At 39.4% G+C, this 26,983-nt stretch carries 22 protein-coding genes and 1 pseudogene; 7 read left to right on the top strand and 16 right to left on the bottom strand.

The features are described 5' to 3' along the window. Window positions 1-11 precede the first annotated feature (11 nt). The 3 genes from trhO to PARC_RS09215 all read left to right on the top strand — a co-directional run bounded on the left by trhO (window position 12) and on the right by PARC_RS09215 (window position 3,777). Window positions 12-1,019, top strand: a complete 1,008-nt coding sequence (trhO, locus tag PARC_RS09225) for an oxygen-dependent tRNA uridine(34) hydroxylase TrhO (RefSeq protein ID WP_007583069.1) — start codon at window positions 12-14, stop codon at window positions 1,017-1,019. A gap of 148 nt (window positions 1,020-1,167) precedes the next feature. Further along, complete coding sequence (locus tag PARC_RS09220) at window positions 1,168-3,063, top strand: DUF294 nucleotidyltransferase-like domain-containing protein (protein ID WP_007583071.1); 1,896 nt, start codon at window positions 1,168-1,170, stop codon at window positions 3,061-3,063. A 3-nt stretch (window positions 3,064-3,066) separates the two neighbouring features. Next, a complete protein-coding gene (locus PARC_RS09215; protein ID WP_010552855.1) occupies window positions 3,067-3,777 on the top strand; it encodes a 3'-5' exonuclease in 711 nt (236 codons plus the stop codon). 243 nt (window positions 3,778-4,020) lie between these two features. On the opposite strand, the gene PARC_RS09210 is transcribed toward PARC_RS09215, so the two are convergent. After that, the gene (locus PARC_RS09210; RefSeq protein WP_007583074.1) at window positions 4,021-5,601 is read right to left on the bottom strand and encodes a BCCT family transporter; all 1,581 of its coding nucleotides are present in this window, start codon (window positions 5,599-5,601) and stop codon (window positions 4,021-4,023) included. A gap of 627 nt (window positions 5,602-6,228) precedes the next feature. Between PARC_RS09210 and egtB the strand changes: the two genes are divergently transcribed. Together egtB and egtD are read left to right on the top strand one after the other, a co-directional pair. After that, entirely contained in the window at window positions 6,229-7,500 is a 1,272-nt protein-coding gene (egtB, locus tag PARC_RS09205) for an ergothioneine biosynthesis protein EgtB (protein WP_010552854.1), read from the top strand. After that, on the top strand, window positions 7,497-8,471 hold the full coding sequence (egtD, locus tag PARC_RS09200) for an L-histidine N(alpha)-methyltransferase (protein ID WP_010552853.1): 975 nt from the start codon (window positions 7,497-7,499) through the stop codon (window positions 8,469-8,471). Before egtB ends, egtD begins: the two co-directional genes overlap by 4 nt. Window positions 8,472-8,489: 18 nt before the next feature. On the opposite strand, the gene PARC_RS09195 is transcribed toward egtD, so the two are convergent. From PARC_RS09195 to pxpB, 6 genes and pseudogenes are all read right to left on the bottom strand, one after another. Beyond that, entirely contained in the window at window positions 8,490-9,365 is an 876-nt protein-coding gene (locus PARC_RS09195) for a PhzF family phenazine biosynthesis protein (protein ID WP_010552852.1), read from the bottom strand. Continuing rightward, window positions 9,349-11,022, bottom strand: a complete 1,674-nt coding sequence (gene asnB / locus PARC_RS09190; RefSeq protein ID WP_010552851.1) for an asparagine synthase B — start codon at window positions 11,020-11,022, stop codon at window positions 9,349-9,351. Before asnB ends, PARC_RS09195 begins: the two co-directional genes overlap by 17 nt. 153 nt (window positions 11,023-11,175) lie before the next feature. Next, window positions 11,176-11,844, bottom strand: a complete 669-nt coding sequence (gene pcp / locus PARC_RS09185) for a pyroglutamyl-peptidase I (RefSeq protein ID WP_010552850.1) — start codon at window positions 11,842-11,844, stop codon at window positions 11,176-11,178. Next, a pseudogene (locus tag PARC_RS21770) lies at window positions 11,837-11,947 on the bottom strand (5-oxoproline transporter, DUF979 family subunit); the annotation flags it as partial. The pseudogene PARC_RS21770 and the gene pcp, both read right to left, overlap by 8 nt. A gap of 19 nt (window positions 11,948-11,966) precedes the next feature. After that, the gene (locus tag PARC_RS09175; protein WP_010552849.1) at window positions 11,967-12,893 is read right to left on the bottom strand and encodes a 5-oxoprolinase subunit C family protein; all 927 of its coding nucleotides are present in this window, start codon (window positions 12,891-12,893) and stop codon (window positions 11,967-11,969) included. After that, window positions 12,886-13,551, bottom strand: a complete 666-nt coding sequence (gene pxpB / locus PARC_RS09170; protein ID WP_010552848.1) for a 5-oxoprolinase subunit PxpB — start codon at window positions 13,549-13,551, stop codon at window positions 12,886-12,888. Before pxpB ends, PARC_RS09175 begins: the two co-directional genes overlap by 8 nt. A 256-nt stretch (window positions 13,552-13,807) precedes the next feature. Between pxpB and msrA the strand changes: the two genes are divergently transcribed. Then, window positions 13,808-15,097, top strand: a complete 1,290-nt coding sequence (msrA, locus tag PARC_RS09165) for a peptide-methionine (S)-S-oxide reductase MsrA (RefSeq protein WP_010552847.1) — start codon at window positions 13,808-13,810, stop codon at window positions 15,095-15,097. A gap of 134 nt (window positions 15,098-15,231) precedes the next feature. Beyond that, window positions 15,232-16,008 (top strand): transporter substrate-binding domain-containing protein, encoded by a 777-nt coding sequence (locus tag PARC_RS09160; RefSeq protein WP_010552846.1) that lies wholly within the window; start codon window positions 15,232-15,234, stop codon window positions 16,006-16,008. 1,040 nt (window positions 16,009-17,048) lie between these two features. Here PARC_RS09160 and PARC_RS09155 read toward each other — a convergent pair. From PARC_RS09155 to PARC_RS09115, 9 genes are all read right to left on the bottom strand, one after another. Further along, a complete protein-coding gene (locus tag PARC_RS09155; protein WP_010552845.1) occupies window positions 17,049-17,930 on the bottom strand; it encodes a LysR family transcriptional regulator in 882 nt (293 codons plus the stop codon). Window positions 17,931-18,263: 333 nt separating this feature from the next. Beyond that, the gene (locus PARC_RS09150; RefSeq protein ID WP_007580251.1) at window positions 18,264-18,920 is read right to left on the bottom strand and encodes a CoA transferase subunit B; all 657 of its coding nucleotides are present in this window, start codon (window positions 18,918-18,920) and stop codon (window positions 18,264-18,266) included. 14 nt (window positions 18,921-18,934) lie between these two features. Continuing rightward, the gene (locus PARC_RS09145) at window positions 18,935-19,633 is read right to left on the bottom strand and encodes a CoA transferase subunit A (protein WP_021032050.1); all 699 of its coding nucleotides are present in this window, start codon (window positions 19,631-19,633) and stop codon (window positions 18,935-18,937) included. A 261-nt stretch (window positions 19,634-19,894) separates the two neighbouring features. Further along, entirely contained in the window at window positions 19,895-20,791 is an 897-nt protein-coding gene (locus PARC_RS09140; RefSeq protein WP_010552843.1) for a hydroxymethylglutaryl-CoA lyase, read from the bottom strand. After that, window positions 20,791-22,809 carry an acetyl/propionyl/methylcrotonyl-CoA carboxylase subunit alpha gene (locus tag PARC_RS09135; RefSeq protein ID WP_010552842.1) on the bottom strand — a complete coding sequence of 673 codons (2,019 nt, stop codon included), beginning with the start codon at window positions 22,807-22,809 and terminating at the stop codon, window positions 20,791-20,793. The genes PARC_RS09140 and PARC_RS09135 overlap by 1 nt, the downstream gene beginning before the upstream one ends. An 8-nt stretch (window positions 22,810-22,817) precedes the next feature. Continuing rightward, window positions 22,818-23,588 (bottom strand): enoyl-CoA hydratase/isomerase family protein, encoded by a 771-nt coding sequence (locus PARC_RS09130; RefSeq protein WP_010552841.1) that lies wholly within the window; start codon window positions 23,586-23,588, stop codon window positions 22,818-22,820. Window positions 23,589-23,600: 12 nt separating this feature from the next. Continuing rightward, on the bottom strand, window positions 23,601-25,220 hold the full coding sequence (locus tag PARC_RS09125; protein ID WP_010552840.1) for a carboxyl transferase domain-containing protein: 1,620 nt from the start codon (window positions 25,218-25,220) through the stop codon (window positions 23,601-23,603). 10 nt (window positions 25,221-25,230) lie between these two features. Next, a complete protein-coding gene (locus tag PARC_RS09120; RefSeq protein WP_033012679.1) occupies window positions 25,231-26,406 on the bottom strand; it encodes an isovaleryl-CoA dehydrogenase in 1,176 nt (391 codons plus the stop codon). Between the two features lie 56 nt (window positions 26,407-26,462). Continuing rightward, window positions 26,463-26,897, bottom strand: a complete 435-nt coding sequence (locus PARC_RS09115) for a MerR family transcriptional regulator (RefSeq protein ID WP_007580242.1) — start codon at window positions 26,895-26,897, stop codon at window positions 26,463-26,465. Window positions 26,898-26,983: the final 86 nt, after the last annotated feature.

Below are 26,983 nucleotides of genomic sequence, written 5' to 3'. Positions count from 1 at the left end.
TAGGAAATATAATGACTGTTGTTCATAAAGATAATGTAACGGGCGATCACTTTGTAGTATGTGCGCTGTATAAATTTGTTGGTTTACCTGAATTTGAAGCTATCCGTAAGCCGTTGCTTGAAGTGATGGAAGCAAATGAAGTACGCGGTACTTTACTACTCGCTGCCGAAGGTATAAACGGAACTGTTTCTGCAAAACGTGAAGGGATAGACAACTTATTAGCATGGCTTGATGAGCAACCAAATTTAAAAAACATCGTAACAAAAGAATCTTACGATGATGAATGCCCGTTTTACCGCACTAAAGTAAAACTAAAAAAAGAAATTGTAACGATGGGCGTTGAAGGCGTAGATCCGCTTAAAGTTGTGGGTAGCTATGTAAAGCCAAATGAGTGGAACGCACTTATATCTGACCCAGAAGTAATTTTAATTGATACACGTAATGATTACGAAATTGAAATTGGTACATTTCAAAATGCCGTCGATCCAAATACTAAAACTTTTCGCGAATTTCCACAGTGGGCTAAAGAAAACTTAGACCCTGAAAAACATAAAAAAGTAGCGATGTTTTGTACAGGTGGTATCCGCTGCGAAAAATCGACGGCCTACATGAAAGAGCAAGGTTTTGATGAAGTTTATCATCTTGAAGGCGGCATTTTAAAATATCTAGAAGAAGTGCCAAAAGAAGAAACAATGTGGGAAGGCGAGTGCTTTGTATTTGATAATCGCGTTGCGGTTGATCACGACTTACAAAAGGGCTCTTATGATCAATGCCACGCGTGCCGTATGCCAATTACAGAAGACGAAAAGTTAAAGCCTGAATACATGGAAGGTGTATCTTGTCATCATTGTATTGAAGAAGTGACAGACGAGCAACGGACACGTTTTGCGGAGCGCCAAAAGCAAATAGAATTAGCGCAAGCCCGTGGTGAAGGTCATATTGGTAATGAGGCACAAGCTGTTTTACAGCAACGTAAAGAAGCCAAAAAAGCCCAAAAAGACGCTCAGCGTGGTAAATAAATTTTTACAATAAGTATTACATTTAAAGAGTCTATTTAGGCTCTTTTTTTGTGCCCAAAATTGTGCAGTAATTGTTTTCACACTCCGATGATAGTGTTAATCTGCAAAACATATTTAGTCATTTTAATGCGCATACAGGAAGGGATTTATGCAAGCCGAACAAGTTGAAATCGCACAATTTTTAGCACAACATCCTCCTTTTGATGACTTACCTCAAAAAGCGCTTAATGAGCTAGCTCAACAAGTAGAAGTTGCTTATTTTAGAGCAAAAACAGACATTTTAAGTTTTGGACAAGACATATCTGATTTGTATGTGATTAGAAGTGGTTCTGTAGAAATGTATCGCCGAAATGGTGAGCTATACAATCGTTTGGCCATTGCAGGAATATTTGGTCAAATGGGTTTATTGATGAACCGTAAAGTGCGTTTTCCTGCAACTGCTCTTGAAGACACGTTAGTTTATTGTATAAATGTTGAGCTATTTAATCGTTACTGTGATGAGTTTGATGCGTTTGCTGATTACTTTGAAACAGATGGTAACGTGCGTTTACATCAAGCTATTGTTGAACAAGCTGATGGCAATGACCTTACAACAGCTAAAGTAAAATCATTAATTCACAGAGATGTAGTCACCGTAGATGCAACATCTACAATACAAGATATCGCTAAATTAATGACCGAAGAGGCGGTATCGTCAGTTTTGGTAACCGATGTAAATAAACCAATAAACGACGATCCTGAGGAAGATGATGGACAAGTCGTTGGCATAATAACCGATAGGGATTTACGCTCAAAAGTAGTGGCTAAAGGGCTTGATTTTAACACACAAGCAAAAGAGATTATGTCTACTAACTTAGTGCTTTTAGATGCTAATGACTATATTTTTGAAGCGGTACTGGCCATGCTCAGAGATAATCTCCATCATTTACCCGTAGTACAAAAAAGACGTCCTATAGGAGTTATCTCCCTCTCTGATATTTTACGTTACGAATCGCAAAGCAGCTTATTACTTGTACGCGGCATACTTGCTCAACAAACAATTGAGGATTTAGCGCATTATGCACGCCAATTACCCAATGTATTTGTCCGTATGGTTAACGAAGATGCAAATTCACACATGATTGGTACTGCCATGGCCGTTATCGGACGTACATTTAAACAAAGATTACTGGTATTAGCTGAGGAAAAGTTTGGTCCACCTCCCGTTCCTTATTGTTTTATTGCACTGGGCTCCATGGCTCGCGACGAGCAACTTATTGTAACTGATCAAGATAACGCACTAATTTTAGATGACAGTTACGATGATGAAAAACATAACGCGTACTTTCAAAATATTGCCGATTTTGTGTGTGATGGCTTAGCGCAGTGTGGTTACACTTATTGTGATGGCGAAATAATGGCGTCGTTTAAAAAATGGCGTAAAACTCGCTCAGAGTGGTTCGATCAATTTGCTGATTGGATAGCCCAGCCAAAACCACAAGCACTGCTTAATAGTTCTATATTTTTTGATTTAGACGGTGTGTGGGGCAAAACCAAGTGGGCCGACGAGCTTAAAATATTTATAGCGAAACAAAGTAAAGTGAATCGTATATTTCTAGCAAATATGGCGGCAAATGCTCGAAATAGGACACCACCTCTTGGCTTTTTTAAAGGCTTTGTTATGGAGCATAACGGCCAACATAAGCGTTCAATGAACTTAAAACGAAGAGGTACTGCACCACTTTCTGATGTTATACGTGTACACGCATTAGCTATTGGTTCGCGTAAACAAAACTCGTTTGAGCGATTAGAAGATATTATTGAAGCTAAGCTATTACCGCAGGGTAAAGCGCAAGATTTACGTGATTCACTTGAGTATATTGCCATGATGCGAATTCGCCATCAAGCGTGGCAAATAGAGAAGGGCGAAGAGCCTGATAACGACTTAGACCCACATTTACTGTCTCCTTTTGAACAGCGAAACTTGAAAGAGGCATTCGCTATTTTAGAAAAAGCACAAAGCTATTTAAAATTTAGCTACACAGCAAATTCTGGTGTGAAGTAGCCTATGAATCCGCGTAATTACAAAGCAGTTGATTGGCAAACTAGATACAACGAGCTTGCCAACAACACCGAAAATAAACTTCTAAAACACTTTTATGCAGGTGCTTATAACCAAGATAAAGCCGCTGTAGAAGATGTGCCTTTTGTAGCAATGGACTTTGAAACTACAGGTTTAAATAGCCAAGACGATGATATAGTGAGTGTTGGGTTAGTACCCTTTAATTTAAGGCGTATTTATTGTAAGCACAGTCGACATTGGGTTGTTCAACCAAGACGTAACTTACATGAAGAATCTATTTTAATTCATGGAATAACGCACTCTGAGGTAGACGACGCTCCTGATTTTAATCGAATCATTGAACCTTTACTCGAAGCGCTAAGTGGTAAGGTTGTCGTAGTGCATTACGCCGCAATAGAGCGCCATTTTTTAAATAATGCGTTATTACTTAGGCTTAAAGAAGGTATTGAGTTTGCACTTGTTGATACAATGGAGCTAGAAAAAAGAGCACTAAAAGCAAGGCAGGGAGTATTAGGTCGATTGTTTAACACAAAACTAGGATCGCTCAGATTAACAGATTGCCGCGAGCGTTACTCATTACCTCCATATAATAACCATAATGCTTTAACGGATGCGCTTGCTACAGCCGAGCTTCTACAAGCGCAACTGAGTCATCATTACCGTGTAGATACTCCAATTTCAGAGTTGTGGGTATAATACCAATACGCAATGATACTTTAATCGTTTTTAGAGTTAAACCTGACGCTAGCTGCGTTAAAAATTTCTCATTTAGAATAACTAAATAACGAAATTTTTGCCTTACTATCGACACGATTTTCCTGCCACAAAATAGATCACTTTATTAAGCGAATTGGTATGATTTTAAATAGTTAAACAAAAAAACGCCGCAAAAATTGCGGCGCTTTTGTTACTAAGTAAAAGTGTTACTTACTCAAAGTATTATTTAATTGAGCGAGGCTCAGTTCGTAAACCTAAAACTAAGCTTAAACACATAAATAACAATACAATAGTGAAAGGTAATCCTGCTGATACAGAGCCAGCTTGAAGTGCTTGAATCGCTTCAGTCCCGCCTATCCAAAGTAATGCAGCGGCTACTGCACCTTGAGTCACAGCCCAAAAAATACGCTGTGGTACTGGAGCATCAATTTTGCCACCGGCAGTGATTGAATCAATTACCAAAGAACCAGAGTCCGATGAAGTAATAAAGAAAACCAATACTAAAATAATTGCTACAAATGATAAAATGTTCGCCATAGGTAATGCATCAAACATTTGGAACATAGCTAAAGGTACTTCAGTTAGGCCGTTAGCACCTAGTTCACCTACACCGTTGATTACTTGATCAATTGCAATTCCGCCGTATATAGACATCCATAAAATAGTAACAGCAGTAGGAACAAGCAATACCGCAATTAAGAATTCACGAATTGTACGACCACGTGATACACGCGCGATAAACATACCTACGAACGGTGACCAAGAAATCCACCATGCCCAATAAGATACAGTCCACCCGTGCATCCAAGTTTCATCTTCACGACCATGAGGATTACTTAGTGGAATAATATTTTCTATATACCCCATAACAGTAGTTGGGATATTACCTACAGAAACAGCAAAGCCTACTAAAAAAACAAAGATAAGCAAAACTAAGGCGATTAGCATATTGGCATTACTAAGTACTTTAACGCCGCCATCAATCCCTCGAATTACTGAAACAATAGCTAAAAGTGAAACACCTATAATGACTAAAATTTGTGAACCAACTCCGCCTGAGGTACCAAATACATGGTCTATACCTGCAGAAGCTTGCTGTGCCCCAAGTCCTAAAGAAGTAGCAAGACCAAACAGGGTTGCAAGCACGGCTAAAATATCGATAAGGTGACCTGGCCAGCCCCATGCTCTATCACCTAAAATAGGATAAAAGATAGAACGAATAGACAGTGGCAAGCCTTTATTATAAGTAAAAAATGCAAGCGAAAGCCCTACAACGGCATAAATAGCCCAAGGGTGAAGGCCCCAGTGAAACATAGTCGCACCCATTGCTACTTTTGCCGCCTCGGGTGTATTAGGTGTTACATTCAGTGGTGTTTCAAACCAGCCTGTATAATAAGCAAGTGGTTCAGCAACGCCCCAAAACATTAAGCCAATACCCATTCCCGCAGCAAATAACATAGCTAACCATGAGATACGTGAATGAGTCGGTTTAGCATCATCACCACCTAAACGAATGTTACCGTAAGGTGAAACAATAAGCGCTAAACAAAAAACAACGAAAAAATTAGCAGCCCACATAAATAAGGCGTCAAAGTTATTGATAATATCTGTTTTTATACCATCAAGAGCAGATTTAGCCGTTTGTGGATCGGTAACAAGAATGGCGATTAAAAAAATGACAATCAGTCCGGCACTTATGCCGAAAACAGAGTTATGTATATCAAGCCCCCATTTTTGTACGTTGTCTTGACCTACAGTGTAGTCTGTACTGTCAATACTATATTTGTCATGATTTTCCTTCATGCAATACCTCTTTAGTTGTCCTAACAAGCCAAAATAAATTCGGCGTCATATCGAATTACATTAGCCTTTAAATATTAAGTAAATGTAATACCATAATTATTTGAAGACTAACTAATTTGAAGAGTGATCATACAGCTAGTAGTGTATGAGTTAAATATTAAATGTAAATGAATTTGCATTTAAAACGCTGTTTATATAGCCAAATTCATGATTCTTTTATTTAAAAAGCCCTAAAATTGTAAATTCAGTGAACGTTAAAATTTAGTTTGCTATTAAAAGTATTAATTTACTTAGTTAAGTAAAAAAAGATCACTTTTAAGCAACTTAATTAATGCTTAAATACTAGGGCTTGTTGACCTTTTAGGATTGAAATTTGTTCTATTTAGGAGCGATTTAATCGATCCTAAGTTTGTAACCTAACGGTGCTGTTTCAAATCTGCGTTATTCTACATGCTTACATACACGTGAGAATAATTAAAAGCTGAGCAGTAAAGAGCAAATTTCCCTTCAGGGCTAGTATAAATTTATAAGCTGATAAGCATCTTTAATCAAGTTGTAATATGAATATGATTTAACACAACACTAAGCTATATTTTATAAATAGATAGGCAAAGGATTAATACTATTATGCGTGAATGCGCTTTAAACAATACCAATCAAAACGAACTTGTTAAACGCTTTTACAGCGTTAGAGGCGAAAGCCTGGCTATTATTGAACCACTCACTGTAGAAGATTGCCAATTACAAGCTATGGCAGATGCCAGCCCAAGCAAATGGCATTTAGCGCACACCACGTGGTTTTTTGAAACGTTTTTACTTAGTGTTTACTGTAAACAGTACACTGTGTTTAACTCTCACTATAGAATGCTTTTTAATTCTTACTACAATGGGATTGGAGAGCAATTTAAACGGGCAAACCGAGGTAGTTTATCTAGACCTAGTTTAGATGAAGTTTTAGCTTATAGAGAGCATGTAGATAGCTGTGTGGTTGAATTACTTAAAACTGAAGTTAGTCCACAAATTAAAGATATTATTGAACTTGGGTTACACCACGAGCAACAGCATCAAGAACTAATGCTTATGGACATCAAATATAACTTTTCAGTAAATCCGTTATTTCCGCAATATAAAACATCGCCTTTAAACAGCCAAAACAAATCAGCAGATATTAAGCCTCTCAATTTTATAAATTTTGAGCAAGGCATTATTAATATAGGTACAAATGCCGACGATGAATTTGCATATGATAACGAGCGCCCCAAACACCAAGTATTAATTCATTCATTTAACTTTGCTAATAGGTTGGTCACCAATGGTGAATATTTAGACTTTATAAATGCAGGTGGATACAGAAATCCACAGTATTGGTTAAGTGACGGTTGGGCAAATATACAAAACAACGCTCTAACGCAACCATTATATTGGCATTGTATAGATAACGAGTGGTTTGAGTTTACACACTATGGATTAGAGCCTCTCAATTTAAATGCCCCGATCTGTCATGTTAGTTATTTTGAGGCCAGTGCCTATGCTAATTTTGTAAAGGCTCGCTTGCCTACAGAGTTCGAATGGGAATATGCAGCTAAAAATACACCTTCAACAGAGATTAATAATCACTACCTAACACCTCAGCAAGCAAAGAGTGATACTGAAATAAATCAGTTAACTGATTCGTGTTGGCAATGGACGAACAGTGCATATTTACCATACCCCGGTTTTAAGCCTATTGAAGGAATAGCAGGGGAATACAATGGTAAATTTATGAATAACCAAATGGTGTTACGTGGTGGGTGTGTGTTTACCCCTCAAAACCATTTACGACAAACATACCGTAATTTTTATTACCCGCATCAAGCGTGGATGTGCAGCGGGATAAGACTAGCTAAGGATATAGTATGAGCCAAGTAACAGCGATTAAGCAAAGCAACATAACCGACACTGAATTTCTAAACGACGTGATAAGCGGATTAACTCAACAACAAAAAACGCTTCCGTGTAAATATTTTTATGATGATAAAGGTGCTGCATTATTTGAGCAAATAACAACCTTACAAGAGTATTATGTTACACGTACTGAGCTTTCTATATTAGAGCAACACTCAAAGTCGATTGCTCAAATGCTACCTGAAAACCTCTCTATTATAGAGCCCGGCTGTGGCTCGGGTAAAAAGGTAGCCTATTTATTAGCGCATATGGCAAACGTTAAAACCTTTGTACCGTTTGAAATATCTGAGGAGATGCTCAGTTATTCACTTGCACATTTGTCGCCGTTATTTCCAGATTTGGCAATTTCGCCATTATTAGGAGACTTTACACATAGCCAAATGGTCAAACAGCTAACCAAAGACACCGCTTTAGACAGTCAAACTAATTTGGTGTACTTTCCGGGCTCTACTCTTGGTAATTTTGCCCCAGTTAAAGCCATAGAAATTATGAATAATTTCCATCGCTTATGCGGTGTAAATGGTTATGTATTAATTGGGGTTGATTTAGTAAAAGAGCGCCAAGTGTTACTTGATGCATATAACGATAAAGCGGGAGTTACCGCTGCTTTTAATAAAAATTTACTACAACGTATTAATAACGAGCTAAACGGCACATTTAATATAGATAACTTTAGCCACGAGTCACGCTTTAACGAGCAACATAGCCGTATCGAAATGCATTTAGTAAGTAATCGTACTCAAAGCGTGATTATAAATGATCAGCAAATAGACTTTATAGAAGGCGAAAGTATCCATACAGAAAACTCTCATAAGTACACGCTTGAGTCGTTTAAGCAGCTTGCAGCGCAAGCTAATTTAAAGTTAGAGCAAACATGGCAAGACGATAGTAACTATTTTGCCCTGTGTTTATTAAGACCGCTTTAAGCATTACTTAAGTTATGTTTAGTAAATGACAACTTTAGCATTGTTAAACTCATAGTTTAGCAATGCGCCACTATTTGACTGCTGTACAAGCATAGCTTTATTTAAACCGTGTAGTCTAAATAGCAGGGGGGCAATAACAGATACCGCAGAGCCTGTAGCACTGTCTTCATTTACACCAAACTGGGGTGCAAAGTATCTAAAATGCGCTATGGCATTTTTTTTGTCTTTATTTTTTATACTAAGGGCAATTACTGCATTTTTGTGGAGTGCACACAAAGCTTTAAAATCAACGTGTACGCTTTTTAAATCGTCTTTTTTAACTGATTTATCGAATTCTTTAATAAATTCTTTATTAAATAATACAACCGTATAACCGTTTTTATCAGCGGTAGTGTAGGCTGCTTTTATTGCTACTGAAAACACACTTTTTAACTCACCTTCAGCTAACTCGCTTTTTTTAGGCTCTATGCTTTTTAGTAACAGTTGAGCGCGTTGTTTTTTTACTCTTATAGTAAAGCGCTCATTACTCATTGAAGTAAATACTTCAGGACAATAACCAAAATGGTCTATTAAAAAATTAGCGGCTGCTAAAGTACCATGTCCACAGCGTTTAATTTCACTCGTTTGATTAAACCAGCGAATTTTACAATGGCGTTTAGTTATCTCATTTTGATTTAAAAATACGGTAGCAGGGTAAGTTGATTGTGATGCAATATATTGCATTGTTTTTGAAGTTAACCCATTTTTATAAATAACAATTAAAGCACTTGAGCCTTTTAAGTTATGTGCAGGGCTATAAAAAACAGATTCGGTGGAAATGAGCTCTATAAAGCGAAGCGTAAGCCATTTAGGCTTACGCTTCGCTAAACAAAGAGTATTAACCTTTGCTTGCATATGCGTCGTTATGAACGCCAGCAGCACGACCTGATGGATCAGCATTGTTTTGGAACGATGCGTCCCATGCAAGTGCTTCAGGAGTCGAACACGCTACCGACTTACCATGAGGTACACATTTAGCTGATGCATCACCAGGGAAGTGCGATTCAAAAATAGTACGGTAGTAGTAAGCTTCTTTTGAATCTGGCGTATTAATAGGGTATTTAAATTTAGCATTTGCAAGCTCTTGATCGCTCACTTGCTCGTTTACAAACTCTTTTAACGTATCAATCCAGCTGTAACCAACACCATCTGAAAACTGCTCTTTTTGACGCCATAGCACTTCATCAGGTAAGTAACCTTCAAAGCCTTCACGTAAAATGTGTTTTTCAATTTTTCCATCTTTACACATTTTAGCTTCAGGGTTGATACGCATAGCAACATCAACAAATTCTTTATCAAGAAACGGTACACGTGCTTCTACGCCCCATGCCGCCATTGATTTATTAGCACGTAAACAGTCAAACATATGCAGTTTTGATACTTTACGGTTTAGCTCTTCATGAAACTCTTGTGCGTTAGGGGCTTTATGGAAGTATAAGTAACCACCAAATAGCTCATCAGCACCTTCGCCAGATAACACCATTTTAATGCCCATTGCTTTAATTTGGCGAGCCATTAGGTACATAGGTGTAGAGGCACGAATTGTTGTTACGTCGTAGGTTTCTATGTGGTAAATCACTTCACGTAATGCATCAATACCTTCTTGAATGGTAAAAATGATAGGGTGGTGAATAGTACCAATCATGTCAGCTACTTTTTGTGCAGCCGCTAAATCAGGTGAGCCTTCAAGACCTACTGAAAAAGAATGCAGCTTAGGCCACCATGCATCGCTTTCGTCGTTATCTTCAATACGTTTTGCAGCAAAGCGCTGGGTAATAGCAGAGATAACCGATGAGTCTAAACCACCAGAAAGTAATACACCGTAAGGCACGTCACACATTAATTGGCGTTTAACGGCCGCTTCTAATGCATCTTTAACGTCTTGCGCTTCTGCGCTGTTATCTTTAACTGCATCAAATGTTTCCCAATCACGTTTGTAATAAGGCGTCATTTTGCCATCTTTGCTGTACAGGTAATGCCCTGGTGGAAATTCTTCAATATGCTTACAAATTGGAGAAAGTGCTTTTAGCTCAGAAGCAACGTAAAAGTTACCGTGCTCGTCGTGACCGGTGTAAAGCGGGATAATACCAATATGGTCACGGCCAATTAAGTAGGCGTCATTTTCTTCGTCGTATAAACAAAATGCAAAAATGCCATTTAGGTCATCTAAAAAGTCAGGCCCTTTTTGTTTATACAGCGCTAAAATAACTTCACAGTCTGATTGAGTTTGAAAAGTAAAATCAACGTCTAACTCTGCTGCAAGTTCTTTATGATTATAAATCTCACCGTTAACCGCTAAAATATTTGTTTTTTCAGGATTGTATAAAGGCTGTGCACCGCTTGATACACCAACAATAGCTAAACGCTCATGCACTAAAATAGCTTTTTCAGATGCATATACACCAGACCAATCTGGGCCACGGTGTCTAAGCAGCTTTGACATTTCAATTGCTTGGGTACGCAATTGAGTGGGATCAGATTTAATATCTAATACCCCAAAAATTGAACACATAGTAACTCCTCATTCCTATTATGTGTGCAGCAGAGCCAATTTGCTGTGCTGCGAAACCTTGTTTTATCAGAAAAAATTACTCAAGTCACATAGCTTTTACAATTAATTAAGAATAATTTATGCACCAAGCTAGATGTAATTGCACCAAAGTGGTTAATGCGTAGTTCCTGCTGCTATTTTTACGTCGCTATTATTGTTTAAAGCTTGTGCAATCATAACTCTCAGGGCATTAATAACGGTTTCTTCGCTCATGCTTGGTGCGCCATTGTGGTGCACAGCTTGGCTTGGTAAATAAGGAATATGCACAAAGCCACCTTTCATTACAGCGCAGTGATCATTTATGTAATGCATAAGACCATACATAACGTGATTACACACATACGTACCTGCTGTATTGGAAATGGCAGCAGGTATATTGCTGTTGTGCAATGCTTGTAACATGCGCTTTATGGGTAAGTTTGTGAAATAGGCATCAGGGCCATTTTTTTCTATTAGTGTATCGATAGGCTGCTTACCTGCATTGTCTTTAATGCGTGCATCGTCAACGTTTATTGCAATACGCTCAATTGATATTTCGCTGCGCCCACCAGCTTGGCCTATACATAAAACAACCGCCGGATTGTGCGACTCAATGGCGTTTATAAGCTGACTGATAGACGTATTAAATTCACAGGCAAGTTCTAGTGTGCATATTTTGTGTTTCATGATGATAGTTTCATCAAGTTTTTGCACTGCTTGCCAAGAAGGATTGATAGCTTCGCCACCAAAAGGAGCAAAGCCAGTTATTAATACACACGGCATAGTAGAAGTTGATTTAGTCATTAAACACCAAGCTATACATTAAAATAATATTAACGGCGAGTAAGGTAACGGCCGTCGGAATTTGAACCTTTATTACATGGTACCTATTTTTTAAATCTAGGACGTGTTGATTCTAGAATATTTTATAGGTTATTTTTAAGTGCAAGGCTAAATTGATGTAGATGCCCGTCAAGTTTCTGCTTCGCCTTTGCTGCTTCTTCAAACGTTACATATTTAAATTCAACAGTATCTAAAGGTCTAAATTGTGCAAATTGATGTAAGTCGGCTTCAATTACAGTCCCTAAAAGAGGGTAACCCCCGGTTGTTTGACCATCGTTAAGTAGCACAATAGGCTCTCCACTTGGTGGCAGTTGAATACTCCCAGGACTCACCCCTAGTGATGGCAAAGAGTGCGAATGTACCAAATTATTTTTATGCTCAAGCCTTACGCCCATTCGGTTGCTGTTACTACTAACTTTAAATGCGGTAGATACAAAGTTGTTAAGTAAAGGCTCGCCTAATAAATTAGCATGAGGACTTGGGTGCAGTCGTATAAGCTTGCGCTGGGCGGGAGCAATTGCGCCTACTTTTATAAACTCTCCATAATAAGGAGTAATAGGTATTTCATCACCAGTGGCGAGAGCTCTACCTTCAATACCACCAAAACATGCGTTTAAATCTGTAGATTTAGAGCCCATAACCTGAGTGTTTTGTATACCGCCTTTCACTGCTAAATAAGCTCTTAATCCAGCTCTACCAGTAGCAAAGCTCAGTACTTGTTTGTTTTTTACTGTGTATGTCCAACCAGGGTAAATTGCTTGTCCATCAAGGGTTGCTTGCAAATCTGCACCATGAAGCGCAATTACTGTGTCGCAGGTGAATTCCAGCTCGCACAGACCAACAGTTATTTCTAAAACGGCATCATTGTCGTTATTGTTAAGTAATCTATTAGCAATTATTTGTGCAAAGGGGTCTAAGCTGCCCGCTTTGCTTACACCTAGATGGCGGTAGCCATCACGGCCAAAATCTTGAATTGTAAGTAATACACCACTTTTAAGTACTTTAATCATGAGTTGCTCCTTTATTAACTAGCGGAACAAATTCAAGCGTATCGCCTGGTTGAATTAAACAAGGTTGCTCCGAGGTCGAATCAAACAAAGCAGTATCTGTATGACCTATTATATGCCAACCACCAGGGGTATCTGCGGGGTAAATTCCGGTTTGTTCAGCACCTATCGCAACAGAGCCTTTAGGAACTTTAATGCGTGGCTCATCACGCCTTGGCGTATGTAATTGCTCATCTAAGCCATGTAGGTAAGCAAAACCGGGCTGAAAGCCTAAAAATAAAACGTGGTACTTGGTTTTAATATGAATATTAATAACCTCATCAGCGCTTAAATTATGATAACGAGCCACGTAATTAATATCCTCCCCCTTGTATATGGTTTCGATTAAGTGATGCTGCCCCTTAAAAGTACTCGTTTTAATATCATTCCACAGCGAAGGTAGCACTTGTAACCACTTATTTAAGTGTTTACCTGATTTTAAATAGAGAGTGAGCGAGTTCATGGCCGGCACCAAATCGGTAAATTCATCAGTGCATTTACAGTGGCTGGTTAAAGCCCAAATTTTCTTTTGAATAGAGAGTCTATCTGTAGCGTCTAAATGCGATGCATCAAGTAGTAAACTACTGTTTGTTAATGCATAAATATGGGGAGCTGGCTTCATTAAATAAACCTATTTGTACAACATAATTTAAACGTAACACAGTTTTATTAATTTATTTACACCATTGCGACTAAGTGGTTATGTTTAGTGTTTATTTACCCAGCTTACTTTAAGAGTGTTTTTATATTCAATTAATCGTATTTAACTTATTGAGGACTAAAACTTAATACATTTCGTACTAAATAAGTAATTAGGTTGAAATGAAAATTAAGATAAGGAGGTCTTAATTAGCACGCACTTGTTTATGAGGTACTTTATGAAACACCAGCATTTATTATATTTATCAGGCGCTGCTATTATATTTAGCGCAGGCAGCTTTGCTTTATCTATGGAAAAGGTAGAACACAGTACTGTAGAAGCCACCATGCATGTAGAAACCATTGTACTGGGGTCTGGTTGTTTTTGGGGAGCAGAAAAACGCTACGAAGCGCTTAATGGCGTTATTGATGCTGAGTCGGGTTATGCTGACGGTAATGGGTTTAAAGCAACGTACAGAAATATTACTGATCAGTCTCGTCGTTTTGACGAGGACAATTATGCTGAAGTTGTGCAAGTTATGTATAACAGCAATATAATTTCAGCAGAAGAACTCTTAAAAAACTATTTTGAAAGTCACGATCCTACGCAAAAAAATCGCCAAGGTAACGACATCGGTACGCAATATCGTTCAATTGTATTAACGACTACTGATGCACAAGCTAAAGTAGCTGAGCAAGTTAAATCGCAATATCAGCAGCTTTTAACTGATGCGAGCTACGGCAAAATCGAAACGGTTATTAAACCGCTTACAGGTTTTGTATCGGCAGAAGAATATCACCAAAATTATCTAGAAAAGAACCCTAATGGCTATTGCCCCGATCATTCTACAGGCGTAGTTTTTAATAAAACACCCGTAGAAAAAGCAGACAATAGTGCTTTGCTCGCAGGTAAGCAAATAGTGGTACTTGATTCTCGTGATTACTGCCCGTACTGTGAAAAATTTAAAAAAGCAGTCGCAAATGATTACAAAGGCACAATACCTATGACATTTCGTCATGCTGACCAACTTAATGATTTAACTATTAAGTCAGCCACGTGGGCAACGCCGACTATTTTGTTTCTAGAAAATGGCGTTGAGGTATATGGCCGTCAAGGCTATGCAACACCTGAAGAGTTTTATAAAGCATTAGGCGCTTTTAAATTAGGTAACAGTGATGCTTATAAAGTTGCATTCGATGCACGAACAGATAGACCTTATTGTAAAGAGTACAAAGAGTTTAAAAATACACCTGATGGTACTTTTGTTGATAAATTAAGTGGAGAGCCACTATTTGATACAAGCGATAGGTTTAACTCCGGTACTGGTTGGTTGTCGTTTAAGCACCCAGTAAAAAGTAGTGTAACGCAGCATGACGATAGCAGTTGGGGAATAACACGTATTGAGCTTCGTTCTAAAAGTACAGGTATTCATCTTGGTCATTTATTCCCAGGAGAAGGCCCTAGAGGCACAGACCGCTACTGTATAAACGCAACAGTACTCGATTTTGTACCAAGAGATAAAAGCTAAACCTTTTACTTTGTAAAGCCTGATTTTAATCAGGCTTTTTTTTGCATAAAATAAAATAGATTTATCATATTCTTTGCAAATTTGTTAAAATTAAAGCGTTGAGCTACACATCAATAATATTACTTAGGTTGTAAATGAATCAATTTATAAAAATAACGACGCAGTTAATGTATTTGCCTTTAGCTTTATTAATTTTTATTACCGATGCTAAGTCGGCAACCCACTATGTCGTCGGCGTAGAGAATATAGAGTATCTACCTTACTTTGATGGTAGTGGAACAAATGGTGCTGACTATTATGGCTTCAGTGAAGAGTTGCTCACTTTATTTGCACAGCAGCACGATTTTGAATTTGAGTTTTACACGCTGCCAATTAATCGTCTTTATAAAGAATTCATTGATCACCATCATGTTGATTTTAAATATCCAGATAACCCTCAATGGAAACCAAGTTATAAAGCTTCCTTTGGTGATTTAAATGAAATTATTTATTCGCAGCCAACCGTTGTGACTAAAACGGGTATTGCGAGTTTAAATAAAAATATCACTATTGATGAATGCGTTAGTTTTGCAACGGTGAGAGGGTTTACGTCTAAAAGCTTTAAACCTTTAATGAATAACAAAAACGTTGAGCTAATTGAAACCGCTAACGTAATGGAATTAATAGAGATGCTTTTAAAAGAGCGAGTGGAGTGTATTTACATATCTAACGATGTATTAAACTATAATATTGTTAAATATTTCAAATTAACCCGACCCGTTTATTTTCAAAACGAATTGCCGACAGATTTACAAGCCTTTTTATTATCGTCGATTGACTACCCTGAGGTAGTTAAGAAATTTGATACATTCTTGCTTTCACATAAAGTGCAAATAAGTAAATTAAAAAAAGAGTATCAAATAAAAAATTAACTAAAAAAGCCCCGTAAGTTATAACTTACGGGGCTTTTTAAAAGGTATTAACCAGTATATAACTATATTATGTATGTGCTTAATAATAAAAACAGTCCAAGCCAAGTCACCACCTAACTTGAACCGCTTTTCACACTGACAACATCTTCACACACAATATAAAGATTCTGTTTACTACGCTTACGTAGCCTTGTAATGCATATCATGTGGTTGAGCCAAGAATAAAAACAGTTCAAGCCAAGTCACCACCTAACTTGAACCGCTTTTTCACACTGACAACATCTTCACACACAATATAAAGATTCTGTTTGCTACGCTTTAGTAGCCTGGTAATGCATATCATGTGGTTTGTGCCAAAAATAAAAACAGTTCAAGCCAAGTCACCACCTAACTTGAACCGCTTTTTCACACTGACAACATCTTCACACACAATATAAAGATTCGGTTTGCTACGCTTTAGTAGCTTTGTAATGCATATCATGTGGTTGAGCCAAGAATAAAAACAGTTCAAGCCAAGTCACCACCTAACTTGAACCGCTTTTTCACACTGACAACATCTTACACACACAATATAAGATTCTTTTCACTGCTAAGTTTGAGTTACTAAAACTCAAAAGGTTGCATTTATTGCTCTTAAAAAACAAATTAACTAAGTTGTTTTGAGCTGATGAAGTAACTTTAATATTTAACTTTATTTTCGACAAACGATAAAAATGAAACCAATGAGTGAAAAAAATTAAACTATAGACTTTAGTCTAACGCTCGGCGTTAAGTTTATGTATTTAAATAAAAAATATTATTCAAATTTGCAGGGAGTTATACCAATCTTCTTATATATGGGGTCTATTTAACGTTAAGAAAATTACGCTAGAACTAGGCAAAAATTTTTGTATCTAGTTGTTCTAAATAAAAAATTTTTAACGACGTAATAGTGCAATTTAATTCGTTAAATTGATCAAAGATTTATGCAGGTTGGTATTAGACGAGTTCAGTAATAAAACACAGAGTGGGTTCTATTAATGAACTCGTCTAATAGGGGATTATTCTTGGATTTTTCTAAACGTATTTACAACCCACTTCGCAAATAAATCAAGCGGGTGATTAAGCGTGCTTGATTCGTGCTGTACTAAATAGTATTTATCTTTAGTTGTTAAAGGCTGCTCGAATAATTTATAAAGCCATTGCTCATCTAACCAGCTTTGACTAATAGGCAGTGGAATAAGCGCAATGCCCATGCCTTGCTGCGCTGCACGCGCTACACCAAACATGCTATCTATTTGAATAATCTGCGAAGGAGAAAAGTCATCAATACCCGCTTTTTCGGCCCACTGGTGCCATGCCCAAGGGCGAGCTTTGTGGAGGATCAGCGGAACTTGGTTAAGCGCTTGACGATGATCGTCTTTCCATTGATCGAGCAATTTTTTATTACATGCAGGAATATATTCAAGGTTAAACAACTCTGTTGCTAATCCTTCTGTAGGTTTACCAGAGGACAATACAATAGATAAATCGCTATGACGCGTTAACTCTTTGCGTGTTTTAAGCGTGTCCATTTGCAGGTTTATATTAGGGTGCTCTGACGTCCACTCACTTAATTTAGGCATGAGTAGCTCGCTGGCAAAAAACTCAGGCAACGTAATTGTCAAATTTGTATTTTGCTGCATCTGACTAAACTCGTTAATGGTGCCCTCTAACATTGTGATGATAGGAGACACTGCATCAAAAAAGTTTTTACCCGCTGTGGTTAAGCTAATTGAACGCGTTTTACGTTGAAAAAGTTCAATACCAAGTTGTTCTTCAAGTTGTTTTATTTGATGGCTTACCGCAGACGGCGTTAAGTACAGCTCATTAGCTGCATGCTTAAAACTTAGGCTTCTTGCGGCAAAGCAAAAAGAGCGAAGGCCACGAATAGGAGTTTGCATGTTTTCCAGAATTATTTAATTTATTGAGACGCCTTACTTAGGCAAAATTTGAACCAACTATTTAATATTTAAATATCAGTAGGTTAAAAATAAATTTAACGCTAGTTCACAAAAAGGGTGCAGACTATCCACAAAATAGTGCAAAGAATCTAAGCGCTTACATTTAATTTATATTTGTATTATAGATAAAATTTACTACAGATGTATGAATGACGGTAAAAATAATGGCAAAAGATAAAAAAAATCCCTCGTGAGAGGGATTTTGGGTAACTCAGCGCCATTGGCACTGGGAATGAGGTCGGTACAGGGTAAAGCGTTATTTTAAGCTAAAGCCTAAAAAACCATTTCTGGTACTTCACCGTCAACAAGTAATTTACCTGCTGTTTTACTAATGATTTCATCAACAGTTACGCCCGGAGCGCGTTCTAATAAATGAAATGCGCCGTCTTTAACTTCTAGTACGGCTAAATCTGTCACTATTTTTTTAACGCAATTAACGCCAGTAAGCGGTAAAGAGCAGGCCTCTAATAGTTTAGAGTCACCATGCTTACTTGCATGGGTCATAGTAACAATAATATTTTTCGCGCCAGCGACTAAATCCATCGCGCCACCCATGCCTTTAATCAGCTTTTTAGGGATCATCCACGATGCGATGTTGCCGTTCTGGTCAACTTCAAATGCACCCAGAACGGTTAAGTCTACATGACCACCCCGTATCATGGCAAAACTATCTGCACTATTAAATATGGCTGCACCTTTAGCTGCTGTCACGGTTTCTTTACCCGCGTTAATCATATCGGCGTCTAGCTCTGCTTTAGTAGGGTACGGGCCCATGCCTAAAAGGCCATTTTCGGACTGTAACATAACTTCAATATCATCCGGTACATAGTTTGCGACGAGTGTCGGAATTCCTATGCCCAAATTTACGTAGTAACCGTCTTGAAGTTCTTGTGCAACGCGCATTGCAACTTGTTCACGTGATAATGCCATAATTATGCTCCTGCTTAATCTCGTGTTGTTACACGTTCAATGCGTTTTTCAAAGTTGCCTTTAATAACGCGATTTACAAAAATACCCGGGGTATGAATTTGGCTTGGTTCAAGCTCGCCCGGCTCTACAATTTCTTCTACTTCGGCAACGGTAATTTTACCAGCCGTTGCTGCCATTGGATTAAAGTTCATGGCGGTGTGTCTAAACACTAAATTACCGTATCGATCGGCTTTCCATGCTTTTACTATGGCAAATTCACCTGTTATAGACTCTTCTAAAATATACGGGCGACCATTAAATTCTTTTACGTCTTTGCCTTCAGCCACAGGAGTACCGTAACCGGTAGCGGTGTAAAACGCAGGTATACCCGCGCCACCAGCTCGCATTTTTTCAGCAAGTGTGCCTTGAGGTGTAAGCTCTACATCAATTTCGCCACTTAATAACTGCTGCTCGAATAGGGCGTTTTCGCCAACGTACGAGGCAACTACTTTTTTAATTTGTTTGTCTTGTAATAAAATACCTAAACCAAAGTCATCAACACCACAGTTATTAGATACCACGGTTAAGTCTTTTGTTTGCATGTGCTTAATTTGTTTAATTAAACCCTCTGGAATACCACATAAACCAAAACCTCCGGCAATAATAGTATCGCCGTCTTTTAATCCTTCCATTGCAGCTTCGTAGCTATAAACTACCTTATCAAAACCGGCCATGAGTCTCTCCTCATTGTGTGCTATTTGTTGTTAACTATCTTGAATCATCATTTCATAAGATAGCTATTTAACCTGAACTCTGGTTAATAGATTTACTAACATATGAATCAGGGTGATATTTAAATTTATTTTCTCTAGCCAGAGATTTTCAGTGAAAACAAGGCGAATTTACGCGTAAATAGCTGGCCTATTGCAAGTAAATTCAACGCAGTTAGTGCTGAAAATAGCTGCTCGAGATAGATTTATTATCCAGAGCTCAGGTTATTTTGTGTGTAGTGCCACAGATACTTTGCTCACAGGTTGCTTACCAAGTGCTTTGGTTATCTCCCATCCAGCGTCACTTAACCTTTGTAAATCAATTCCGTGCTCAATGCCAAGCCCTTGCAGCAAGTAAACTACATCTTCGGTGGCAACATTTCCTGACGCACCCTTAGCATAAGGACAGCCACCAAGGCCTGCAACTGCCGCGTCAACCGTTGCAATACCTAGGCTTAAGGCTGCGTAAATATTTGTAAGCGCTTGGCCGTATGTATCATGAAAATGCACGGCCAACTTGGTTTTATCAATGTGCGTTAAAAGTAACTCGATTAATTGCGTTACTTTTTTAGCGGTGCCAACACCAATGGTATCGCCAAGGCTTACTTCGTAACATCCTAAATCTATTAGCTTTTGCGATACACTTAGTACTGCTTGTGGGTCAATTTCACCCTCATAAGGGCAACCTAGCACACAGCTTACATAACCACGTACGCGGATATTATTCGCTTTAGTAAACGCCATTACTTCGCTAAAGCGTTCAATACTTTGCTCTATTGAGCAGTTTATGTTTTTTTGACAAAACGACTCACTCGCAGCGGTAAATATAGCAAACTCTTTAATGCCAACAGCATGCGCTGCTTGTGCACCTTTTAAGTTAGGTGTAAGGGCACTTAAATTTACGTCAGGTAAATCTAGCGCTGATATTACATCAGCTGAGTCTGCCATTTGTGGCACCCATTTAGGGGAGACAAACGCACCAGCTTCAATATCTTTTAAGCCTGCAGCACTTAGGGCGTTAATAAGTGCTACTTTATCGGCTGTGCTTACTGTTTTTTCGTTTTGTAGGCCGTCTCGCGCGCCAACTTCAACAATACGTACTTTACTTGGAAAGGCACTCATTATGCACCTTCCTCTGTTGTATCTTCTACTATAGCAAGCAGAGCACCATGCGTTACCAATTCACCTTCACCAAAACAATAGCTTTTTAAAATGCCGTCATGCGGTGCGTTAAGCGTGTATTCCATTTTCATGGCTTCAATAATAACAACCGCATCACCTTTGGTAATTGTGCTACCAATGTCGATTAAGTGCTTAACTACCGTGCCATTAAGTGGCGCGGCAAGTGGCAGAGCTTCGCTTTCGTGCGAACTAATATAATGTTTATCAACTAGTTCAAGCTTAGTTTGCAGTGCTTTATTCATCACAGTGACAATATTGCTCACGGTATTATTGCCAACAGTATTATTACTTACCGTAGTTACGTGCGCGCTATGTTTTTCGCCGTTAATAAATACACTGCAAAGACCACTATTTAATGTGCCTTGTAGGTTAAATACATGCTCGTTATGCGTAATACTATAGCCCGCTGTGGTTTTTATAGCGCTTAGCTGTAAATCAGCAAAAGGGATTTTAATTGCTTGCGGAGCATTGAGTGTGAAACCGCTTAGTTGTTGCCAAGGGCTTGCACTGTTTGGCGCATTTTGGGTGTTAGTTAACGATTCTAAATATGCAAAAGCACCAATAAGTTGGCTTGCTTGTAATAACGATTTATCAACCGCAACTAACGAGTCGCCTTGCTCTGCAATAAAGTGTGTACTTGGCGCACCTTGTTTAAACGTAGGGTGGCTTGCTAAGTTATGTAAAAAGCCAATGTTAGTGCTAAAACCCGCTAAATGAAATTGCTCAAGGGCGTGTTGTAAACGGCTCAGTGCTTGTTCGCGATTGTCGTCGTGCACAATAAGTTTTGCAATCATCGGATCGTAAAACGGGCTAATTTCGTCGCCTTGTGCAATGCCTGTATCAATGCGTACAAATTCGCTGTTAAGCGGTGTATGTAGTGCTTCAATAGTGCCTGAGCACGGGATAAAGTCGTTAGCTGGATCTTCTGCGTATATACGCGCTTCAAAGCTATGACCCTGCAATTGAATATCACTTTGTGTCAGTGGCAATGTTTGCCCACCCGCAATATTAATTTGCCAATTGACTAAATCTACACCGGTTACCATTTCGGTCACTGGGTGTTCTACTTGAAGGCGCGTATTCATTTCCATAAAGAAAAATTCATCGCTACACAGTAAAAACTCAACCGTACCTGCGCCTCTATAATTTATAGCCAGTGCACAACGTACAGCTGCTTCGCCCATTTCTTTGCGTAGCTCGTCAGATAAACCCGGAGCAGGGGCTTCTTCAATTACTTTTTGATGACGGCGTTGCAAAGAACAATCACGATCGCCTAAATAAACACAGTTGCCATGGTTATCTGCAAATACTTGCACTTCAACATGGCGAGGCTGGTTTACGTAACGCTCAAGCAATACTAAATCGTTACCAAAACCTGCAATGGCTTCACGTTGCGCACCTTGTAGTGCGCTCATAAAGTCTTTTGCTTTTTGTACAACGCGCATACCTTTACCACCGCCACCAAAGGCGGCTTTAATTAGTACAGGGTAGCCAATTTTTTCAGCTTCACTTTGTAAAAAAGCAGGGTCTTGTTTATCACCATAATAACCAGGTACTAATGGCACATTAGCAGCTGCCATTATTTCTTTAGCGCGGGTTTTAGACCCCATTGCTTCAATGCTACTTGCTGGTGGTCCTACAAACGCAATGTTGTTAGCTTCGCAGGCTCTAGCAAATTCGCTGTTCTCAGATAAAAAACCATAGCCTGGGTGAATACAATCAGCGCCGCAGTCTTTGGCAACTTGTAAAATTTTGTCTGCTACTAAATACGAGTCTTTACTTGGCGCAGCGCCAATATGGTAAGCCTCGTCAGCCATTTTTACGTGCCGAGCATGTTTGTCTGCATCAGAGTAAACCGCGACCGTGATTAAGCCCATTTGTTTTGCGCTGCGCATTACACGGCACGCAATTTCTCCACGATTGGCAATCAGTATTTTTTGTAATCGTTGTGTGTTCATAATTAATCCTACAGTTGCCATTGTGGTGGGCGTTTATCAAAAAAGGCACTTAGCCCTTCTTGACCTTCCTCAGATACGCGAATTTTTGCAATACGCTCAGCAGTAAGCTCAATGAGTTCATCGGTAATTGGCTTATTTGCTACATCGTTAATTAATGCTTTTGCGGCTTTTACTGCAACAGGTCCGTTATCAATCAGCGTTTGCAGCATGTTATCGAGCGCACAGTCTAAATTACCGGTTACTTGATGAATTAAACCAAGTTGCTTAGCAGTATGGGCATCAAACACTTCAGCCGTTAAAAAGTATCTGCGAGCAGCGCGCTCACCAATGGCTTTAATTACATACGGGCTAATAACCGCAGGAATAAGGCCAAGCTTTACTTCACTTAAACAAAATTGCGCATCGTCTTTACTAAGGGCTATGTCGCAACAGGCAATTAAGCCCAGTGCACCACCAAAAGCAGCACCTTGCACAGCGCAAATTGTAGGATGAAGGGATCTTGCTAATACCTGCATTAATTTAGCTAACTGCATTGAATCGGCTAGATTATCGGCGTAGTTGTTATCCGCCATCGATTTCATCCAAGCTAAATCAGCACCGGCTGAAAAGTGTTTACCTTCTGTTTTTAAAACCAAAGCACGAATATCAAGCGTATTTGCATGTTCAATACATTGGATCAGCTCATGTATTACTTCGCTGTTAAATGCGTTTCTTTTTTCTGGGCGGCTTAATACAAGTACAGCCACATTAGATTTTGTTATTTGTAGTGTTACTGACATTTTGCGCTCCGGTTACATTCTAAATACGCCAAATTTCGAATCACGTTTTGGTGCGTTATTCGCAGCCGTTAACGCAAGCCCTAATACATTACGCGTATCGGCAGGGTCTATAATGCCGTCGTCCCACAAACGAGCGCTTGCGTAATACGGATGACCTTGCTCTTCGTATTGATCAATAATTGGCTTTTTAAAGTCACTGATTTCTTGCTCGCTCATGCTTTGGCCTTTACGCGCTAAACCATCTTGTTTAACTTGCGCCATTACACCCGCTGCTTGCTCGCCGCCCATGACAGAAATACGGGCATTAGGCCACATCCACATCATGGTTGGTTCAAATGCACGGCCACACATTCCGTAGTTACCTGCGCCGTAAGAGCCGCCAATAAGTACTGTAAATTTAGGCACATCAGCACACGAAACCGCCATCACCATTTTAGCGCCGTGCTTAGCAATGCCTTCGGCTTCGTATTTTTTACCCACCATAAAGCCGGTAATATTTTGTAAAAACACTAAAGGAATATTGCGCTGAGCACACAGCTGAATAAAGTGCGCGCCTTTTTGCGCCGACTCACTAAATAAAATACCGTTATTAGCCACTATGCCAACGGGGTTGCCATAAATGCTGGCAAAACCGGTGACCAGCGTTTCACCAAAATAGCGTTTAAATTCATCAAATGATGAGTCATCTACAGTGCGCGCTATTACTTCGCGTACATCAAACGGCTTTTTAAGGTCGGTGCCTACAATGCCGTAAAGCTCGTTAATATCGTAACGCGGTGGTTTTACATCTCCTAGCTCTTGTTTAAGTAACGGCGCAGTGGGGCGTGTGTAGTTAATACGTTCTATACATTGGCGCGCAATAGAAAGTGCATGAGCATCGTTTTCAGCGTAGTGATCGGCAACACCCGACACTTTACAGTGCACATCGGCGCCGCCTAGTTCTTCGGCGGTTACTTCTTCGCCCGTTGCTGCTTTTACAAGCGGCGGACCTGCTAAAAATATAGTGCCTTGATCTTTTACAATAATGCTTTCATCGGCCATAGCAGGTACGTACGCACCACCTGCGGTACATAACCCCATTACCACGGCAATTTGTGGAATTCCTTTACCCGACATACGGGCTTGATTGTAAAAAATACGACCAAAATGCAACTTGTCCGGAAATACATCGTCTTGCTCAGGCAAGTTAGCACCGCCCGAATCAACAAGATAAATACACGGTAAGTGGCAGCGCTCTGCAATGTCTTGTGCGCGTAAATGCTTTTTAACGGTAAGCGGAAAATACGTACCGCCTTTAACCGTGGCATCGTTTGCAATAATCATGCATTCAATGCCTTTAACACGGCCAATACCGGCTACAACACCGGCGCACGGTATTGCTTGTTCGTACACACCAAAGGCAGCAAATTGTGAAATTTCTAAAAACGGTGAGCCTTCATCAATTAATGTACTTATACGGTCGCGAACAAATAATTTACCACGACCTTCGTGGCGCTCTTTTAATGCAGCGCCTCCGCCTTGGCTAATTGTTGCTACTTTACTGCGTAAATCATCCACCAGCGCCGACATGTTTTTATGGTTTTGCACAAACGTTGGATCGTGAGGATTAACGCTCGATTTTAAAATCGTCATGGTTTAATCCTTAACGGCTTTCAGTGAAAAGTTCGCGGCCAATAAGCATGCGGCGTATTTCTGATGTACCTGCACCAATTTCGTATAGTTTAGCGTCGCGCAGCAAACGGCCCGTTGCGTATTCGTTTATGTAGCCATTGCCGCCTAAAATTTGAATCGCATCAAGCGCCATTTTAGTCGCAAGCTCTGCTGCATATAAAATGGCACCGGCTGCATCTTTACGGGTTGTTTCGCCACGGTCACAAGAGCGAGCTACCGTATACACATATGAGCGCGCAGCATTCATTTGTGTATACATGTCGGCTACTTTGCCCTGAATTAACTGAAATTGACCAATAGGAGTGTCAAATTGTTTACGCTCATGAATGTACGGTACTACTATATCCATACACGCTTGCATTATGCCAAGCGGGCCTGCTGCAAGCACTACGCGTTCGTAATCAAGGCCACTCATAAGTACTTTAACGCCTTCGTTTAAGTTACCTAAAATGTTTTCCTCGGGTACTTCGCAGTTTTCAAATACTAGCTCACAGGTGTTTGAGCCGCGCATGCCCAGTTTGTCGAGCTTTTGCGCCGTAGAAAAACCAGGAAAGTTGCTCTCTACAATAAACGCGGTAATGCCTTTAGCACCGGCGTTTAAATCTGTTTTAGCGTAAATAACGAGTGTGTGTGCGTCGGGGCCATTGGTGATCCACATTTTGTTGCCGTTTAAAATGTACTTATTGCCTTTTTTTTCGGCTTTAAGTTTCATTGATACAACGTCAGAGCCCGCATTAGGCTCGCTCATTGCAAGAGCACCAATGTGCTCGCCACTAATAAGCTTTGGTAAGTATTTTTCTTTTTGAGCTTGTGTGCCGTTACGGTTAATTTGATTAACACACAGATTTGAGTGTGCTCCATAGCTTAAACCTATAGAGGCACTGGCACGGCTAATCTCTTCCATAGCAATAACATGTTCTAAGTAACCTAAACCGGCGCCGCCAAGTTCTTCAGATACGGTCATACCCAGTACGCCCATTTCGCCCATTTGAGCCCAAAGTTGATTTGGGAAAGCGTTATCTAAATCAGTTTTTTCAGCAAGCGGGGCAATCTCCTGACTCGCAAAACTATTTACGTGGTCGCGGATCATATCGGCGGTTTCGCCAAGGCCAAAGTTCATTTCTTTATATAGTGAAATAGTGCTCATGATTCATTCCTGTGTGACGTGTGTGTTGTCAGTGTGTTGTTATTTTAAAAATAAACTTACTCGTCTATTTTGTTCAGTGTGTCTCTGCAGCGGCGCTCGGCCGTCACCAACTCCATAAGAACAACTTTAATGTCGTCCATTTGTTGAGATAAGTCAGACTTTTTATCGGCTATTAAATCAAGCATGGTAACCAGCTGCTTAGCACTCGACTTATCAGCGTCGTACAGTTCAAACAAACGGCCTGTTTCAGCAAGCGTAAAGCCCAATCGTTTACCACGTAATATTAGTTTTAAACGCACTTTGTCGCGTTTTGAATAAATACGTGTTTGACCATTACGCTCTGGGGTTATTAACCCTTGATCTTCGTAAAAGCGAATAGAGCGGGTTGTAATGTCAAATTCTTTAGCGAGTTCGCTAATGCTAAATGTTTGTTCATTACTAGCCGGCATTTTGGCTGAGCTTGCAAAGTTTGTTTGATTATCTGGTTTCATAATTGTATTTACCTCATTCGAATAACTCCAATATAAGTGAAGTTTACGTAAAGGTAAAGCTTGGTGTGTTTTGAAACTATTTATAA

Origin of the sequence: Pseudoalteromonas arctica A 37-1-2, from assembly GCF_000238395.3 — a bacterium.
Classification (GTDB): domain Bacteria; phylum Pseudomonadota; class Gammaproteobacteria; order Enterobacterales; family Alteromonadaceae; genus Pseudoalteromonas; species Pseudoalteromonas arctica.
This window is presented reverse-complemented; position numbering and strand designations above follow the sequence as displayed.